The organism is Streptomyces sp. NPDC107538 (assembly GCF_055657445.1).
The window spans coordinates 74,434-90,797 of the sequence record NZ_JBVKAY010000003.1; the positions used below are offsets into that span (position 1 = coordinate 74,434).

General features: G+C 69.0%; 15 protein-coding genes. 7 read left to right on the forward strand and 8 right to left on the reverse strand.

The window, feature by feature from the left end:
- Positions 1 to 75: 75 nt before the first annotated feature.
- The 3 genes from cydB to hisC all read right to left on the reverse strand — a co-directional run bounded on the left by cydB (position 76) and on the right by hisC (position 3,892).
- Complete coding sequence (gene cydB, locus ACZ7MG_RS10825) at positions 76 to 1,080, reverse strand: cytochrome d ubiquinol oxidase subunit II (protein WP_471382583.1); 1,005 nt, start codon at positions 1,078 to 1,080, stop codon at positions 76 to 78.
- Between the two features lie 27 nt (positions 1,081 to 1,107).
- Positions 1,108 to 2,616: a cytochrome ubiquinol oxidase subunit I gene (locus ACZ7MG_RS10830; protein WP_471382581.1), complete on the reverse strand. Its 1,509-nt coding sequence runs from the start codon at positions 2,614 to 2,616 to the stop codon at positions 1,108 to 1,110.
- 196 nt (positions 2,617 to 2,812) lie between these two features.
- Entirely contained in the window at positions 2,813 to 3,892 is a 1,080-nt protein-coding gene (gene hisC, locus ACZ7MG_RS10835; RefSeq protein ID WP_471382579.1) for a histidinol-phosphate transaminase, read from the reverse strand.
- A gap of 427 nt (positions 3,893 to 4,319) precedes the next feature.
- On the opposite strand from hisC, the gene ACZ7MG_RS10840 reads away from it, so the two are divergent.
- From ACZ7MG_RS10840 to ACZ7MG_RS10850, 3 genes are all read left to right on the forward strand, one after another.
- Positions 4,320 to 5,432 carry a LacI family DNA-binding transcriptional regulator gene (locus ACZ7MG_RS10840; protein WP_086752587.1) on the forward strand — a complete coding sequence of 371 codons (1,113 nt, stop codon included), beginning with the start codon at positions 4,320 to 4,322 and terminating at the stop codon, positions 5,430 to 5,432.
- A 214-nt stretch (positions 5,433 to 5,646) separates the two neighbouring features.
- Positions 5,647 to 6,726: a metallophosphoesterase family protein gene (locus ACZ7MG_RS10845; RefSeq protein ID WP_471382578.1), complete on the forward strand. Its 1,080-nt coding sequence runs from the start codon at positions 5,647 to 5,649 to the stop codon at positions 6,724 to 6,726.
- Positions 6,727 to 6,909: 183 nt separating this feature from the next.
- Positions 6,910 to 7,788, forward strand: a complete 879-nt coding sequence (locus ACZ7MG_RS10850) for a hypothetical protein (protein WP_471382576.1) — start codon at positions 6,910 to 6,912, stop codon at positions 7,786 to 7,788.
- Positions 7,789 to 8,019: 231 nt separating this feature from the next.
- Here ACZ7MG_RS10850 and thiC read toward each other — a convergent pair whose 3' ends face one another.
- Positions 8,020 to 9,846, reverse strand: coding sequence for a phosphomethylpyrimidine synthase ThiC (gene thiC, locus ACZ7MG_RS10855; protein ID WP_471382575.1), 1,827 nt, complete (start codon positions 9,844 to 9,846; stop codon positions 8,020 to 8,022).
- Positions 9,847 to 10,066: 220 nt separating this feature from the next.
- Here thiC and ACZ7MG_RS10860 point away from each other — a divergent pair, with 220 nt between their 5' ends.
- Positions 10,067 to 11,545: a YibE/F family protein gene (locus ACZ7MG_RS10860; protein ID WP_471382573.1), complete on the forward strand. Its 1,479-nt coding sequence runs from the start codon at positions 10,067 to 10,069 to the stop codon at positions 11,543 to 11,545.
- A 29-nt stretch (positions 11,546 to 11,574) separates the two neighbouring features.
- On the opposite strand, the gene ACZ7MG_RS10865 is transcribed toward ACZ7MG_RS10860, so the two are convergent.
- The 4 genes from ACZ7MG_RS10865 to ACZ7MG_RS10880 form a co-directional block, all read right to left on the reverse strand.
- Entirely contained in the window at positions 11,575 to 12,012 is a 438-nt protein-coding gene (locus tag ACZ7MG_RS10865; RefSeq protein ID WP_086747006.1) for an SsgA family sporulation/cell division regulator, read from the reverse strand.
- A 98-nt stretch (positions 12,013 to 12,110) separates the two neighbouring features.
- Positions 12,111 to 12,836 carry an IclR family transcriptional regulator gene (locus tag ACZ7MG_RS10870; RefSeq protein WP_471382972.1) on the reverse strand — a complete coding sequence of 242 codons (726 nt, stop codon included), beginning with the start codon at positions 12,834 to 12,836 and terminating at the stop codon, positions 12,111 to 12,113.
- Positions 12,837 to 13,583: 747 nt separating this feature from the next.
- Positions 13,584 to 13,796 (reverse strand): DUF5326 family protein, encoded by a 213-nt coding sequence (locus ACZ7MG_RS10875; protein ID WP_471382571.1) that lies wholly within the window; start codon positions 13,794 to 13,796, stop codon positions 13,584 to 13,586.
- 165 nt (positions 13,797 to 13,961) lie between these two features.
- The gene (locus ACZ7MG_RS10880; protein WP_471382569.1) at positions 13,962 to 14,279 is read right to left on the reverse strand and encodes a cupin domain-containing protein; all 318 of its coding nucleotides are present in this window, start codon (positions 14,277 to 14,279) and stop codon (positions 13,962 to 13,964) included.
- A 57-nt stretch (positions 14,280 to 14,336) separates the two neighbouring features.
- Between ACZ7MG_RS10880 and ACZ7MG_RS10885 the strand changes: the two genes are divergently transcribed.
- Genes ACZ7MG_RS10885 through ACZ7MG_RS10895 form a run of 3 tightly spaced genes read left to right on the forward strand, consistent with a single transcriptional unit; the run spans position 14,337 to position 16,356 of the window.
- Positions 14,337 to 14,714 carry a phage holin family protein gene (locus ACZ7MG_RS10885; protein ID WP_471382568.1) on the forward strand — a complete coding sequence of 126 codons (378 nt, stop codon included), beginning with the start codon at positions 14,337 to 14,339 and terminating at the stop codon, positions 14,712 to 14,714.
- An 8-nt stretch (positions 14,715 to 14,722) separates the two neighbouring features.
- Positions 14,723 to 15,214 carry a low molecular weight protein-tyrosine-phosphatase gene (locus ACZ7MG_RS10890; protein WP_471382566.1) on the forward strand — a complete coding sequence of 164 codons (492 nt, stop codon included), beginning with the start codon at positions 14,723 to 14,725 and terminating at the stop codon, positions 15,212 to 15,214.
- Positions 15,211 to 16,356, forward strand: a complete 1,146-nt coding sequence (locus tag ACZ7MG_RS10895; RefSeq protein WP_471382564.1) for a cystathionine gamma-lyase — start codon at positions 15,211 to 15,213, stop codon at positions 16,354 to 16,356. Before ACZ7MG_RS10890 ends, ACZ7MG_RS10895 begins: the two co-directional genes overlap by 4 nt.
- The last annotated feature ends 8 nt before the right edge of the window (positions 16,357 to 16,364 follow it).

The following is a 16,364-nucleotide window of genomic DNA, read 5'->3' on the forward strand; positions in this document are numbered from 1 at the left end:
CGTGAAACATGCCCCTTCGGCCTGAGGCGGTGTGTTTCACGTGAAACATCGTCCAACACACCGCCTCGCGGGGACTTAGTGCGCCGACTCGGCGATGTGCTGGGTACCGATTCGCTTGCGGAACACCCAGTACGTCCACCCCTGGTAGAGCATCACGACCGGTGTGGCGATGGCCGCGCACCAGGTCATGATCTTCAGGGTGTACGGGCTGGACGAGGCGTTCGTCACCGTGAGACTCCAGTCCTCGTTCAGCGAGGACGGCATGACGTTCGGGAAGAGCGTCAGGAAGAGCATCCCGACGGCGGCCACGATGGTGACTCCCGACAGGGCGAACGCCCATCCTTCGCGCCCCGCTCGAACGGCCACCAGCGCCGCCACGAGCGCGGCAACGGCCACGACCGCGGCGATCAGTGAGACAGCGTCGCCGTTCTCGATCTGGGTCCAGAGCAGGAAGAGCAGAGCCAGTCCGGCCGTCACGGCACCCACCCGCAGCGCCAGCGTCCGCGCGCGCTCCCGGATGTCCCCGACGGTCTTGAGACCGACGAACACCGTGCCGTGGAAGGTGAAGAGCGTCAGCGTGACCAGACCTCCCAGCAGGGCGTACGGGTTGAGCAGATCGGCGAGGTTGCCCACGTACTCGAAGTCGCGGTCGATCTTCACTCCGCGCACGATGTTGGCGAAGGCCACGCCCCACAGGAACGCGGGGAGCAGCGAGGTCCAGAAGATCGCCGTCTCCCAGTTGCGCTGCCACCTCTCCTCGGGCCGCTTCACGCGGTACTCGAAGGCGACCCCCCGGACGATCAGGCAGACCAGGATGAGCAGCAGCGGCAGATAGAAGCCGGAGAACAGGGTCGCGTACCACTCGGGGAAGGCGGCGAAGGTCGCACCGCCCGCCGAGAGCAGCCACACCTCGTTGCCGTCCCAGACGGGCCCGATGGTGTTGATGAGGACGCGCTTCTCCGGACGGTTCCGGGCCAGCAGCTTGGTGAGGACGCCGACCCCGAAGTCGAAGCCCTCCAGGAAGAAGTAGCCGATCCACAGGACGGCGATGAGGACGAACCAGACGTCGTGAAGTTCCATGACTGTGCTCCCTTGGCCCGGTGCGGCCTAGTACGAGAAGGCCATCGGCTTGTCGGCGTCACGGGAGTCGCCGCCGATCTTCGTGGGCGGGTTGAGGTCGGCCTCCGTCAGCTCGGGCGGCCCCGCCTTGACGTACTTCACGAGCAGCTTGACCTCGACGACTGCGAGAATCGCGTACAGCGTGGTGAAGACGATCATCGAGGTGAGGATCTCGCCCTGGGAGACACCGGGGGAGACCGCGTCCTCGGTGCGCAGCACGCCGTAGACGACCCACGGCTGACGGCCCATCTCGGTGAAGATCCAGCCCCAGGAGCTGGCGATCAGCGGGAAGCCCAGGGTCAGGACCGCGATGCGCCAGTACCACTTGGTGAGGGTCGGGCCGAGGGCCTTCTTCGGCAGCAGGACGAGATGCGGCACCTCGTCCTCGCCGACCCGCAGGTGCTGCGGCAGCAGGAACTTCCTGCGGGTGAGCCAGAGTCCGACCACACCGATGGCGACGGACGTCATACCGAAGCCGATCATCCAGCGGAAGCCCCAGTAGGCGACGGGGATGTTGGGCCGGTAGTCGCCGGGCCCGAACTTCTCCTGCTCGGCCTTGTTGACGTCGTTGATGCCGGGGACGTACGAGTCGAAGTCGTCGTTGGCGAGGAAGGACAGCAGGCCGGGGATCTCGATGGCAACCTTGTTGTGGCCCTTGTCGACATCGCCGTAGGCGAAGACGGAGAAGGGCGCGGGTGCCTCGCCGTCCCACAGGGCCTCGGCGGCGGCCATCTTCATCGGCTGCTGCTTGAACATGACCTTGCCGAGCAGGTCTCCGCTGATCGCGGTGAGCATGCCGGCGATGATCACGGTGACCAGGCCGAGGCGCAGCGAGGTCTTCATCACCGGGATGTGCTTCTTGCGGGCCAGATGGAAGGCGGCGATGCCGACCATGAAGGCGCCACCGGCGAGGAAGGCCGCCGAAAGGGTGTGGAAGACCTGGGTGAGCGCGGTGTTCTGGGTCAGGACGAGCCAGAAGTCGGTGAGTTCGGCCCGGCCCTTGGCCTCGTTGATCCGGTAGCCGACGGGGTGCTGCATCCAGGAGTTGGCCGCGAGGATGAAGTACGCGGACAGGATCGTGCCGATCGAGACCATCCATATGCAGGCCAGATGGATCTTCTGGGGGAGCTTGTCCCAGCCGAAGATCCACAGACCGATGAAGGTCGACTCGAAGAAGAAGGCGATCAGCGCCTCGAAGGCGAGCGGAGCTCCGAAGACATCACCGACGAAGCGGGAGTAGTCGGACCAGTTCATCCCGAACTGGAACTCCTGCACGATGCCGGTGACGACACCCATCGCGATATTGATCAGGAAGAGCTTGCCCCAGAACTTGGTGGCCTTGAGGTACTTCTCCTTCCCCGAGCGCACCCACGCGGTCTGCAGGCCGGCGGTGAGCGCGGCCAGCGAGATCGTCAGGGGGACGAAGAGGAAGTGGTAGACGGTCGTGATGCCGAACTGCCATCGCGCCAGGGTCTCCGGCGCCAGAGCGAAGTCCACGTCTTCTCCTTACATGCCGTGGCACTGCGGCAGTTTGTCCCGCCTGGCACGCAACATCTCAGACAAACGGGACGAGCTTGTGAACGCGTTCACATTCACAAGCAATTATGACGCATGCTCGTTCGACGCGGGAGCGTGGGGTCCGAAAAAGGCAAGGGGTCCAGAGAGAATCTCCGAACCCCCTGGTCAGAGCCTTCTAGAGCTCCTTGCGGAACGTCTCCGTCACCTTGAGGAAGATGTCGTTCGCCTCGGTCTCGCCGATCGTCACCCGGACGCCCTCGCCCGGGAACGGCCGCACGACGACACCGGCCTGCTCGCACACACCGGCGAACTCGACCGTGCGCTCCCCCAGTCGCAGCCAGACGAAGTTCGCCTGCGTCTCCGGGACCGTCCAGCCCTGGCCGCGCAGCGCCTCGACCACGCGGTTCCGCTCGCAGACCAGCGAGCCGACCCGGCCGAGGAGCTCGTCCTCCGCGCGCAGCGAGGCGACCGCGGCGTCCTGTGCGAGCTGGCTCACACCGAAGGGCACGGCCGTCTTGCGCAGGGCGGCCGCCACGGGTTCATGAGCGATCGCGAAGCCCACCCGGAGCCCCGCGAGCCCGTACGCCTTGGAGAAGGTGCGCAGCACACAGACGTTCGACCGCTCACGGTAGAACTCGACGCCGTCCGGCACCTCGACATCCCGTACGAACTCCCGGTACGCCTCGTCCAGCACCACCAGCACATCGCCGGGAACCCGGTCGAGGAACCGCTCCAGCTCCGCCCGGCGGACCGCGGTCCCCGTCGGGTTGTTCGGGTTGCAGACGAAAATCAGCCGGGTCCGGTCGGTGATCGCGTCCGCCATCGCGTCCAGGTCGTGCACATCCCCCGGTGTCAACGGCACCTGGACGGACGTGGCCCCGCTGATCTGCGTGATGATCGGATACGCCTCGAACGACCGCCAGGCGTAGATCACCTCGTCGCCGGGGCCCGAGGTCGCCTGCAGTAGCTGCTGGGCGACACCGACCGAGCCGGTGCCCGTGGCCAGGTGCGCGACCGGCACCCCGAAGCGGTCCGCCAACTCGCTCATCAGCCCCGTACACGCCATGTCCGGGTAGCGGTTGAAGGCCGCCGCCGACCCGGTCACGCTCTCCAGCACGCCGGGCAGCGGCGGATAGGGGTTCTCGTTGGAGGACAGCTTGTACGCCACCGGGCCGCCCGCCGCGGCCGGCTTGCCGGGCTTGTAGGTCGGGATCCCGTCCAGCTCGGCGCGCAGCTTGGGGCTCGTCTCGCTCACCGCAGTCCTCCTCGTCGACGTAATGCTTCTCACCTTATGAGGATTCGGCGCCCCTGCGAATGGCCTGTGGACAACCACGTCCGCCCCGCGTCCGGCGCCTCTCGTCCACGCCCCTGCCGTCCCAACCGCCCCATGGGCATCAGCGCACGAAGGTGTACGAATCAGGGGGGCGCGCCCCTCACGGGCGCGCGCGCCGGTGGCTCACGCCGTAGCGCGCATCACCCGTGCAGGTGAGTTGAGACCTCTTCGAAACATCAGCTACTTGGCAGGCCCATGCGCGTCGACAAGTCACGTACTGGCATAGGATCGTCCAACTCCCTTGCAATGCAAGGAAATTGCCCCCCGGCGACCTTGCAGAAACGTGCCTGTCAACGAGTGCATATGCGTCCGCACTACCCCACCGCATGAGCCCTACTATCGGCTCGCCATGACAGCAGCAGGGAAGCACCAGGTGAGCCGCGCGGAAACTCCCCGCCGAGGCAGCCGGTCGGGCCGGGCGGGCATCCGGGACGTGGCCGCCGCCGCCGGAGTCTCCATCACGACCGTTTCCGACGCCCTCAACGGCAAGGGCCGGCTCCCGGACGCCACCCGACGCCATGTACGTGAGGTCGCCGACCGACTTGGCTACCGCCCCTCGGCGGCAGCCCGAACCCTCAGAACCGGCAAGTCGGGCCTCATCGGCCTGACGGTGACCACCTACGGGGATGAACCTTTCACCTTCACCGAGTTCGCGTACTTCGCGGAAATGGCGCGGGCCGCCACCTCGGCCGCGCTGGCCCGGGGCTACGCCCTGGTCATCCTCCCCGCGACCTCGCGGCACGACGTGTGGTCGAACGTCGCCCTGGACGGCACCGTGGTCATCGACCCCTCCGACCACGACCCGGTCGTCAGCGAACTGGTCCGCCAGGGCTTACCGGTGGTCTCCGACGGCCGCCCGGCCGGCACGCTGCCGGTCACCGCGTGGGTCGACAACGACCACGAGGCCGCCGTCCTCGGCATCCTCGACCACCTCGCCGACGCCGGGGCCCGCCGGATCGGACTCCTCACGGGCACGACGACGGACACCTACACGCATCTCTCCACCACCGCGTATCTGCGCTGGTGCGAGCGGGTGGGCCAGGATCCGGTGTACGAGGCCTATCCCGCGCACGATCCGTGCGCCGGAGCCGTCGCCGCCGACCGCCTCCTGGCCCGTCCGGACCGCCCGGACGCGGTCTACGGCCTCTTCGACCCCAACGGCACCGATCTGCTGGCCGCCGCCCGACGGTACGGTCTGCGCGTTCCCGACGACCTGCTGCTGGTCTGCTGCAGCGAGTCCGCCGTGTACGCGACCACCGAGCCGCCGATCACCACGCTCTCGCTCAAGCCGCGCCGGATCGGCACGGCTGTGGTCCAGCTCCTCATCGACGCCATCGAAGGGGTCGAATCGGACCAACCGGTCGAGCAGGTGATACCGACGGAACTGATCGTGCGGACCTCGTCCGAGCGGCGTCCGCCGCGCAGGACGGTCAGTCCGCCGCGGTCACCCGAAGAGGGTTGACGCCCCGCTTGAGGATCCGAACGGGAATTGGGCGGGGAGAGCCCCGCCCAATTCGGGAGAAAACCGCGGTGAACCGGGGCCCTGCGCCATTTCACCACCCCTGGGTCATCACATGGCGCGATCCGCATTCCTATGATGGGCGCACACACCGCGGGCCGCTGCGACCAGGCAGTCCGATGCGGTGCAGCTGCGGGCGATGGTGGTGGAGGGGTCGATGACTCAGGGGGCCGGTCAGGGACCCGAGGTGCGGACGCCGACGGTGCGCGATTTCCGCGTGCCCGCGTACGTCCACGAGGCCGGTCCGTACGGACAGACCACGGACTCCGGCGAGGCCTCCCGGCCCGCCGCAGACGAAGCCGAGAGCTACCCCGAGGGGTACACGCCGACCCAGCGCGATCTCCCGGTGATCAACCGGGGCGACACGCTTCAGGTCGTGATCGACCCGGAGGACGCCTCGGCCGAGCCGTCCTCCCGGCCGAGCCCGCTCTTCGTCGTCGGGGACGTCCACGGCTACCTCGACGAGCTCCTCGCCGCACTCCGCGAGAAGGGCCTCGTCGACGCGGCGGGCAACTGGTCGGCGGGCACCGCCCGGCTCTGGTTCCTCGGCGACTTCACCGACCGGGGCCCGGACGGCATCGGCGTCATCGACCTCGTGATGCGGCTCTCCGCCGAGGCCGCCGCGGCGGGCGGCTACTGCAAGGCCCTCATGGGCAACCACGAGCTGCTGTTGCTCGGCGCCAAGCGGTTCGGCGACACCCCCGTCAACTCCGGCGCGGGCACCGCCACCTTCCAGGCCGCCTGGCTGCTCAACGGCGGCCAGAAGACCGACATGGACCGCCTCCAGGACCACCACCTCCAGTGGATGGCCCGCCTGGACGCCATGGAAGAGGTCGACGGCCACCTCCTGGTGCACTCCGACACCACCGCCTACCGCGACTACGGCGACTCCATCGAGGCGGTCAACGACACCGTCCGCGAGACGATCACCCGTAACGACCCCGACGAGGTCTGGGACCTCTTCCGCAAGTTCACCCGGCGCTTCTCCTTCCGGGACGAGGGCGGCGCCGACGCCGTGCGCTCCCTGCTGGAGACCTACGGCGGCACCCGTATCGTCCATGGCCACAGTCCCATCCCGTACCTCTTGGGCGAGGTCGGCTCGGAGGACGGCGAGGACAGCTCGGGGCCATCGGTCGACGGACCGTACACCTATGCGGAAGGTCTGGCCGTCGCCATGGACGGCGGCGTGACCATGGCCGGAAAGCTGCTGGTCCAGGAACTTCCGCTGCGTACCTGAGCCGTCAACGGGCAGGCGTCTGTCGTCGGAAGACTTCGCTGGCCAGGGGCCAATTTCTTCAAACCCCCTGTCACCGCCTGCCGTCACCGCTCTACCATCGGCTTATCCGTAGCAGGCTCCCCTCCGTTTCTGCCCGACGGCTCGTCAGCATGCCGAGCCACAAGCCCTACGGAGCATCGGGGGATGCACATGAACAGCGTTCCGCAGCACCTGCTCAGTGAGGACCGCCAGGAGTACGAGCGGATCCTCGGCGAGGCGCTGCGCTCCGCACCACACCGTCAGGAATTCGCCGCCGGCCTTCAGCGGCTCAACCCCGAACAACTGCGCACCATGGCCCTCAACGCCACGGCGATCATCACGGCCGCCGCGGCGACCGAATACCAGTACTACGTCAAGGTCCGCGACGAATTCCGCAGCCCGTCGTCGGCCACCGCACCGGCCCGTGAGGGAGCAGCGTCCGGCTCCAGCGAACCGGACGGCTCCGCCGTGGGGCTCGCGGCCACCGTGGGCGAGGTCACCGAGGCGGCCGGCGCGGGCGCCGGAGCCATCGCCGCGGTGCTGGCCCCCGTCCTCGCCGGGACGGCCGCCGTGCTCTTCCTGCTCGTCGGCTACGTCATGAAGGTGCTCGACCCCGAGCGGGCGATCGCCGAGACCCTGCTCACCACGGGATGGGTCTTCGGCGCGGTCACGGCCGCGGCGATCCTGGTGGCCGCCGTCGGTCTCCTGCTCACCGCCCTGCGCAACAACGCCACCGCCCTGCTGGACGACAGCGCCCGCAGCGAGCTGAACGAGGAGGTGACCCGGGCCAGGGAGGCCTGGCGCGAGACCCTCCTGGAGCGCGGCATCCTGCCGTTCCTCCGCGACGCCCTCGCGAACCCGGGCCCGGCGCTGCTGAGCGAGCCGGACCGCCCGGCCCCGCCCAGCCGCATGCCGCACCTCGGCTACAACCGCCCGAGCTTCAGCAGCAGGCCGGACAGCAACAGCGCGGGCTCCCGCGCCGGGTACAGCAGCCCGGACTTCTCCAGCCCGGACTTCGGCGGACCGGAACACCAGCCCGAGTAGCACCCGGGCCCCGGCCGCCGCCCCGGAAGCCACCGGGCCTCGGCGGCCACCCGGCACCCGCCCGGTCCCGGCCGGGACCGGATCCACCGCACCGCCACCCGCGGCGGCGGGCTCTCCCGGCAACCGCCCGGAAGAGCACCGCTCGTCGCACGGCAGCGGCGTCGGCAGTGGCACGGGCGGAGATCCGCGCCACGTCCGCCTTCCCCGCGTGCCGCTCGGCGCCGACGGGTCTCAGTCCGCCATCGGCAGATAGACCCGGTTCCCCGCTTCCGCGAACTCCTTGGACTTCTGCGCCATGCCCGCCTCGATCTCGGCCCGGGAACCGCCGTGTTCACGACGGATGTCCTGGGAGATCTTCATCGAGCAGAACTTCGGCCCGCACATGGAGCAGAAGTGGGCCGTCTTGGCCGGCTCGGCCGGGAGCGTCTCGTCGTGGAACTCGCGGGCCGTGTCGGGGTCGAGAGCCAGGTTGAACTGGTCCTCCCAGCGGAACTCGAAGCGGGCGTCCGACAACGCGTCGTCCCACTCCTGTGCGCCAGGGTGTCCCTTGGCGATGTCCGCCGCATGGGCCGCGATCTTGTAGGTGATGACGCCGGTCTTCACGTCGTCACGATTGGGCAGTCCCAAGTGCTCCTTGGGCGTGACGTAGCAGAGCATCGCAGTGCCCCACCACGCGATCATCGCGGCACCTATGCCCGAGGTGATGTGGTCGTAGGCCGGAGCGACGTCCGTGGTCAGCGGGCCGAGCGTATAGAACGGAGCTTCATCGCAGATCTCCTGCTGAAGGTCGATGTTCTCCTTGATCTTGTGCATCGGGACATGTCCCGGGCCCTCGATCATGGTCTGTACGTTCAAACGCTTCGCGATCCGGTTGAGTTCCCCGAGCGTGCGCAACTCCGCGAACTGCGCCTCGTCGTTGGCGTCCGCGATGGAGCCCGGCCGAAGGCCGTCGCCGAGGGAGTAGGTGACGTCGTAGGCGGCGAGGATCTCGCACAGTTCCTCGAAGTTCTCGTAGAGGAACGACTCCTTGTGGTGTGCCAGGCACCAGGCCGCCATGATCGAGCCGCCGCGCGAGACGATGCCGGTCTTGCGGTTCGCGGTGAGCGGCACATACGCGAGGCGCACGCCCGCGTGGACGGTCATGTAGTCCACGCCCTGCTCGGCCTGCTCGATGACCGTGTCCTTGTAGATCTCCCAGGTCAGGTTTTCGGCCCTGCCGTCGACCTTCTCCAGCGCCTGGTAGAGCGGCACCGTGCCGATGGGGACGGGGGAGTTGCGCAGTACCCATTCACGGGTGGTGTGGATGTTCCGGCCGGTGGACAGGTCCATGACCGTGTCGGCGCCCCACCGGGTCGCCCAGGTCATCTTCTCGACCTCCTCCTCGATGGAGGAGGTGACCGCCGAGTTGCCGATGTTCGCGTTGACCTTCACCAGGAACCGCTTGCCGATGATCATCGGCTCGATCTCCGGGTGGTTCACGTTCGCGGGAAGTACGGCCCTGCCCGCGGCGATCTCCTCTCGGACGACCTCCGGCGAGACGTTCTCCCGTACGGCCACGTACTCCATCTCGGGGGTGATCTCCCCGCGTCGTGCGTACGCGAGCTGGGTCACCGCCCGGCCGTCCCGGCTCCGGCGCGGCTGGCGCGGCCGACCCGGGAACACCGCGTCGAGGTTGCGCAGCCCGCCACGTGGCGAGGTGTGCTTGATCCCGTCGTCCTCGGGGCGGACGGGCCGGCCCGCGTACTCCTCGGTGTCTCCCCGGGCGATGATCCAGTTCTCGCGCACGGGGAGCAGCCCCCGCCTGACGTCGGTTTCCGCTGTCGGATCGGTGTACGGGCCGGAGGTGTCGTACAGGGTGACGGACTGCCCGTTGGTGAGGTGCACCTGGCGGACCGGCACCCGCAGATCGGGGCGTGAGCCCTCGATGTACGCCTTGTGCCAGCCGATGGACTTCCCGGCCTCCAGGGGCTGTTCGCCCTGGTTCCCTTCGCCCTCCGACGCGGCGGTCGTCCCGTCCGTCTGGCTGGAGGCAGGCGTGCGTGTGTCCTCGATGGTCATGAGACCTACTCCCTACGCCGGCATTACCCGGTAACAGGTTCAGCGGTCGACGCAGCGATTTCCGCCCGACGATGTTCCACGTGAAACATCGCGTCTGCGGAGGTCAGCGCCCTCTCAGCCCGGTGCTCCGAGCTCCCGCGTGTGCAAAGGTGCCCCCACGCTAGCGGCAGATGTGGCGCGGTGAACAGTGGGCCTCGCTCGTTCTTGCGATGATCGGTCGGTGACCACGACGCAGCAGCCCCCGCCTCCGCCCTCCGAGCCGCCCCACGGCCATGGCCCCGGAAACGGCCACGGGCATGGCTCCGACGGCGGCCATGGCTACGGTTCCGGGGGCGGCCACGGCTCCGGAGGCGGCCACGGCCCCGGCGACGGACATGGCCCCGGCCCGTCCTCCGGCGGCGGCCACGGCCATTCCCACAGCCACAGTCATGGGCCCGCCGCGCCCGTCTCTCTGCACCTGCGCAAGGTCATCGCGGCGGTGCTGATCCCCTTCGCGACCGCGGTCGTCGTGGGTCTCGTCGTGCTCTGGCCCGGCGGCGCCCCGGCCCATGAACGCACCGGTGTGGGCTTCGACCGGCAGACCCAGCAGGCCACCGTCACCAAGGTCGACGAGGTCGACTGCTCGTCGGTGAACGCCTCCGGCGAGACCCCCACCGGCGACACGTCCACCGCCGAGGGCTCGTCCGCCCAGCAACAGGCCAACGGCACCTGCAAGAAGGCCACGATCCGGGTCGACACCGGTGACGACAAGGGCCGTACGTTCACGGAGATCGTTCAGCCGGACCAGTCCCGGCAGTTGGAGCAGGGTCAGGAGGTCGTGGTCGCCTACGAGCCCGCCGCGCCCAAGGACCTGCAGTACTCGGTTACCGATGTGAACCGGAAGTTCCCGATGGCACTGCTCGCCGGGATCTTCGCCCTCGCCGTCGTGGTGGTGGGCCGGATGCGCGGTGTCATGGCCCTGGTGGCGCTGGCCATCAGCTTCCTGGTGCTGACCCTGTTCATCCTGCCGGCGATTCTGCAGGGCTCGAATCCGCTGGTGGTAGCGGTGGTCGGGGCCAGCGCCATCATGCTGATCGCCCTCTACATGTGCCACGGCCTCTCGGCACGGACATCCGTGGCGGTGCTCGGCACCCTGATCTCGCTGCTGCTGATCGGTCTGCTCGGCTCGGGCTTCATCGGCTGGGCCTATCTGACCGGCAACACGGACGACAACACCGGTCTGATCCACGGCCTCTACCCGACGATCGACATGAGCGGTCTGCTGCTCGCGGGCGTCATCATCGGCTCGCTCGGCGTCCTCGACGACGTGACGGTCACCCAGACGTCCGCGGTCTGGGAGCTGCACGAGGCCAACCCCGCGATGGGCCGACGGGACCTGTACCGCGCCGGCATCCGGATCGGCCGGGACCACATCGCGTCGGTGGTCAACACCCTCGTGCTCGCCTACGCCGGTGCCGCGCTGCCGCTGTTGCTGCTCTTCTCGATCGCGCAGAGCAGTGTCGGCACGGTGGCCAACAGCGAGCTCGTCGCCGAGGAGATCGTGCGCACGCTCGTCGGCTCGATCGGTCTGGTGGCCTCGGTGCCGCTGACCACCGCGCTGGCCGCGCTCGTCGTCTCGGCCGACCGCCCTGGTGCCCCGGAAGCGGCGGCCGTGCCCGCTCCGGCGCGTGGGGGGAGGGGCCGCCGCCGCAAGCGCTGAAGCGTTACGGCACCCCGGCGCCGTAACGTTCAGCCCGCGCTCTGCTCCTCCGCCAGGATGCGGTCCAGCGCCTCGTCGAGCAGCGTGTCGAAGTCGGCGAGGGAACGCTCCTGACCCAGCGGCACGAGCTTGTCCGTTCGGTCCAGGAAGGCCACCAGCGGCGCCGTGCCGACCCGGAACATCGCCTGGTCGGTGCCGACCTGAAGTCGGATCAGGACCTCGCCGAACGTCTCCGGATCGGCCGGCGAGATGTGGACGTCCCCGTCCCCGCACGGCCGCCCCACGCCGTCGATGAGCAGTTCCCGCCCGAAGGCCCAGGTCACCGGAGCATCCCCGGGCAGGTGGAAGGTCAGCCGCACGGCATAGGGATCACAGGTCTCGTAACGCAGCTCCACAGGGATGCGGAAGGAGAGCTCCTCCGAGACGAGGAAGCTCATCATGACCTCTGCCTGTACCGACTCGCGCATCGCCTACCCCGCCGTGTTCGTCGACTGGCCAGGAATCATCCGCCTGACACCCCTGGAAGTTTGCTGAAAGTACACGAGAGATCACAAGGAGTGATTTTTCAGATGCTGATAGAGATCGCGAGTGTCCCTAGTAGCTTTCCGATCTCGGTCTGCAATTGATGCGCGACGGGCAGCAGCCGGTCCGCCTGGTGCGAGGGAAGCGAGACGGCGAGGGTCCCGGCGGTCGTCCCCACCGTGATGGGAATCGCGGCGCAGACCGTCCCGAGGGCGTACTCCTGCCGCTCGACGACCGGTTCCATCCGCCCGATCCGGTCCAGGCGCCGCAGGAACGCCTCGTCGTCACGGACCGTGTACGGGGTGAGCGACCGCACCGGGTAACGGTTCAGGTGGTCGCGGCGGGCCTCTTCGCTCAGCTGGGACAGCAGGCACTGCCCGATGGCGTGCGCGTGACCCGACTCACGGAAGTCGGCCCACTCCTCGACCGCCGGGATGTTCGGGCTGTCGGCCACGCACTTGACCTCGATCTCGCCGTCCCGGTAGATCGCGAAGTACACGGGCACACCCAGGGCGTCCCGCCAGTGCGCCAGTGCCTCGCCCACCGTGCTGCGACGTTTCTGCTGCGCTCCGCTGCTGCTCAGCCGCTCCGCCGCTTCGCCGAGGAAGAACAGCCCTCTCTCCCGGCGCAGATAGCCCTCGTGGACCAGGGTGCGGAGCAGGTGGTAGGCCGTGGGCAGCGCGAGCCCGGCGTCCCGCGCCAACTGTTTGGCGGGCGCCCCGTGTTCTCGCTCGGCGACGGCCTCCAGCAGCCGCATGGCCCGCTGCACGGAGCCGATCAGGGTGCCGGAGTTCCCCTCCGGCGCGGTCTGCGGCGCCGGGGACGGAATCCGCGCTCCCCTGCCCGGGCCGCGCCCGTGGGGCGCCACGGGGCGCACGGGACCCGCCGTCTTCGGCTGGGTCCGGGCCGGGGTTGCCAGGGGTTGCGCTCGTGCGGCAGGCGAGGGTGCCGGTGGCTGCTCCTGCGTCGGGACCGTCGGCCCGGGTGATGTGGTCCGCCCACGCCGCGGCTGCGCCGGAGGACGTTCGGGACGTCGCGCGTTCTCCTCGCCCGGCGAGGTACGTGGCTGCACCGGGGGAGCCGGGGACTTGGAGGGCGTCGTACGCGGCGGTGTCTGCGGGACATGGGTCTCCGCGGCCCGGACGAGTGGTGGCTCGACCGCGGCTGTCGGTGTCGATCGGGGACCCGGCTGTGTGGGCGGAACGGCGCTCTGTGTCGACCGGGAACGCTGCAGGGCGGAGGAGGAGAGCGGTTCTGCCGGTGCGGTGTCAGCCGTGGCCAAGGGTCACTCCCGAAGCGCGAGGAGGGCCGCCCGTGCGGGGGACACGGGAGGGGGATGCGCCGCCCGCGGGGGTCGAGCCCGCGACGAGTTCCCGGACTCTAGCCGCCGCTCACCGCTCGCCGACGGCCCTGCGGGGAAACTTCCCTCGCGCGAGGGAACCTCACGTTCCTGTTACCCCGGCGCACTGACCGGCCTCACCCACTCACGCCTCACCTGTTGCGTGGTGCTGACGCCTCACCAGTCGCCGCGCGAGGAGGAACCCGCCGTGAACTTCCTGACGACGTAGATCAGTCCGCCGACAAGTGCCACGAAGACCAGCACCTTGAAGAGCAGGCCCACCACGACCTGGACGACGCTGACTATCAGTCCTCCGAACACCAGCAGGGCGATGACCGGCACCACGATCCATTTCACCCACCACGGCATTCCCGCGAAGATCTCCCGCATCGCCCTTGCTCCTTGTGTCTCCACCCGTCGCCCCGCCACCGGGGCACTGATTCCGGGCCTACTGCTGTCCTGTCATCGATGCTAGGGCCGTGAGGAGGCCGTCCGGGGGCCTCGCACCCCTTGTCCGTCCCTGATCGTCCCCCTAGGGGAACACCGAAGCGGACGTCAGCCCTCCGGCGGAGAGAACACCACCACGACCCTCAAGTCCTCGGTGATGTGGTGGAACTTGTGGGCCACCCCGGCGGGCACGTACACGACACTGCCGCGGGCGACCTGGGTGGTCTCGAAGCCGACCGTGAGCGCGGCCCGGCCGCTCACCACGAGGTACACCTCGTCCTGGCTGTGCGGCTTCTGTGAGTCGAGCTCGCCGGCATCCAGCGCGTACAGACCGACCGACATGTTCCGCTCACGCAGAAACTGCAGGTAGGCACCGTCATTGGCGGCGCGCTCCGCCTCCAGTTCATCCAACCGGAATGCCTTCATCGACTTAGTCGCCCCTGCCCGGTGCTCGTACCGATCGCTTCTGCCACGATCAGACACATGATGAATTTCCTAGTCAAGACGATCGCCAACGCGGGCGCCCTGGCGGTCGCCGTCTGGCTGCTCGACAAGATCACGCTCACCGGGGACAGTACGGGCAAGAAGGTCGGCACGCTGCTGCTGGTCGCCCTGGTCTTCGGCCTGGTGAACGCGGTCGTCAAGCCGATCGTGAAGCTGCTGACCCTCCCGCTGTTCATAGTCACGCTCGGCCTGTTCACGCTGATCGTGAACGCCCTGATGCTGCTGCTCACCTCGTGGCTGGCCGATGTCCTCGACGTGAGTTTCCACGTGGAGGGCTTCTGGACCGCCGTACTCGGCGGCCTGATCATCTCGATCGTCTCCTGGGCGCTCTCCGTCGTCCTGCCCGACGGGGACTGAGGTCCGGCATGACCTATCGAGTGTGTTTCGTCTGCACCGGCAACATCTGTCGTTCGCCGATGGCCGAGTCCGTCTTCCGCGCCCGTGTCGAGGAGGCCGGACTCGACGGCCTGGTCGAGGTCGACAGCGCGGGCACCGGAGGCTGGCACGAGGGCGACCCCGCCGATCCGCGCACGGTGTCCGTCCTGGAGGCGAACGGTTATGCCGGCCATCACGCGGCCCGGCAGTTCCTGGCCTCCTGGTTCGCCCGCCTCGACCTCGTCGTCGCCCTGGACGAAGGCCATCTCAAGGCCCTGCGCCGTCTCGCGCCCACCGCGGCGGAGGCGGAGAAGGTCCGGCTCCTGCGCTCCTACGATCCCGCCGCCGGTGACGATCTCGACGTTCCGGACCCCTACTACGGGGGCATGGACGGTTTCGAGGAGTGCCTGGAGCTCGTGGAGGCGGCGAGCCCCGGCCTGCTGGCCGCCGTACGCGAGAAGGTGGAGGGACAGGTCGCATGAGCACGGAGAACCCTGCCGCGGGCCCCGGGGACGGCACCCGCGCGGTGCGGGCCGGACTGCCCGAACCCGTCAAGCACGAACCGACGCTCCCCGGACCGGTCTTCGCCGCCCACTACCACCTGCCGGGCGAGCCCACCGGCCCGTACGCCTACGGGCGCGACCAGAACCCCACCTGGACGCTCCTGGAGCGCGCGATCGGCGAACTGGAGGCACCGGGACGGGAGGACGTGGAGACGGCGGTCTTCGCCTCCGGCATGGCCGCCATCTCGGCCGTCCTCTTCTCCCAGTTGCGTACGGGCGACGTGCTCGTCCTGCCGAGCGACGGCTACAACCTGCTGCCGCTGGCCGGTGAGCAGCTGCGCTCGTACGGCATCGAGGTGCGCAGTGCCCCGACGGGCGGCGACGCCCAGCTCGACGCTCTCGACGGCGCCAGACTGCTGTGGATCGAGACGCCCTCGAATCCCGGGCTGGACGTGTGCGACATCCGGCGGCTGAGCGAGGCGGCACGCGCGCGTGGCTGTCTCGTGGCCGTCGACAACACCCTGGCGACCCCGCTCGGGCAGCGGCCGCTGGATCTGGGCGCCGACTTCGCCGTGGCGAGCGGCACCAAGCAGCTGACCGGACACGGGGACGTCCTCCTCGGGTACGTCGCCGGACTCGACGCCTCGCTGATGGCCGGTGTCCGACGGTGGCGCAAGATCGTCGGGGCGATTCCGGGCCCGATGGAGGCCTGGCTCGCGCACCGCTCGCTCGCCACGCTCCAGCTGCGGGCCGACCGGCAGAACGTCAACGCCCTGGCCGTGGCCGAGACGCTCAAGAGCTGGCCCGGGGTGACCGGGGTGCGCTATCCAGGGCTCCCCGACGACCCCTCGCACAAGATCGCCTCGCAGCAGATGCGGCGCCACGGCTGTGTGGTGTCGTTCGCGTTGCCCACGCGCGCGCATGCTGAACGTTTCCTCGACGCACTCCATCTCGTGGACGACGCCACGAGCTTCGGCGGGGTGCGCTCCACCGCCGAGCGGCGCGGCCGGTGGGGAGGCGACGCTGTTCCGGAAGGCTTCATCCGCTTCTCGGCCGGTGCGGAGGACACGGACGATCTCGTGGCGGATGTGCTGCATGCGCTCTCTGTGGCTGCAGAGTAGTACTCCGC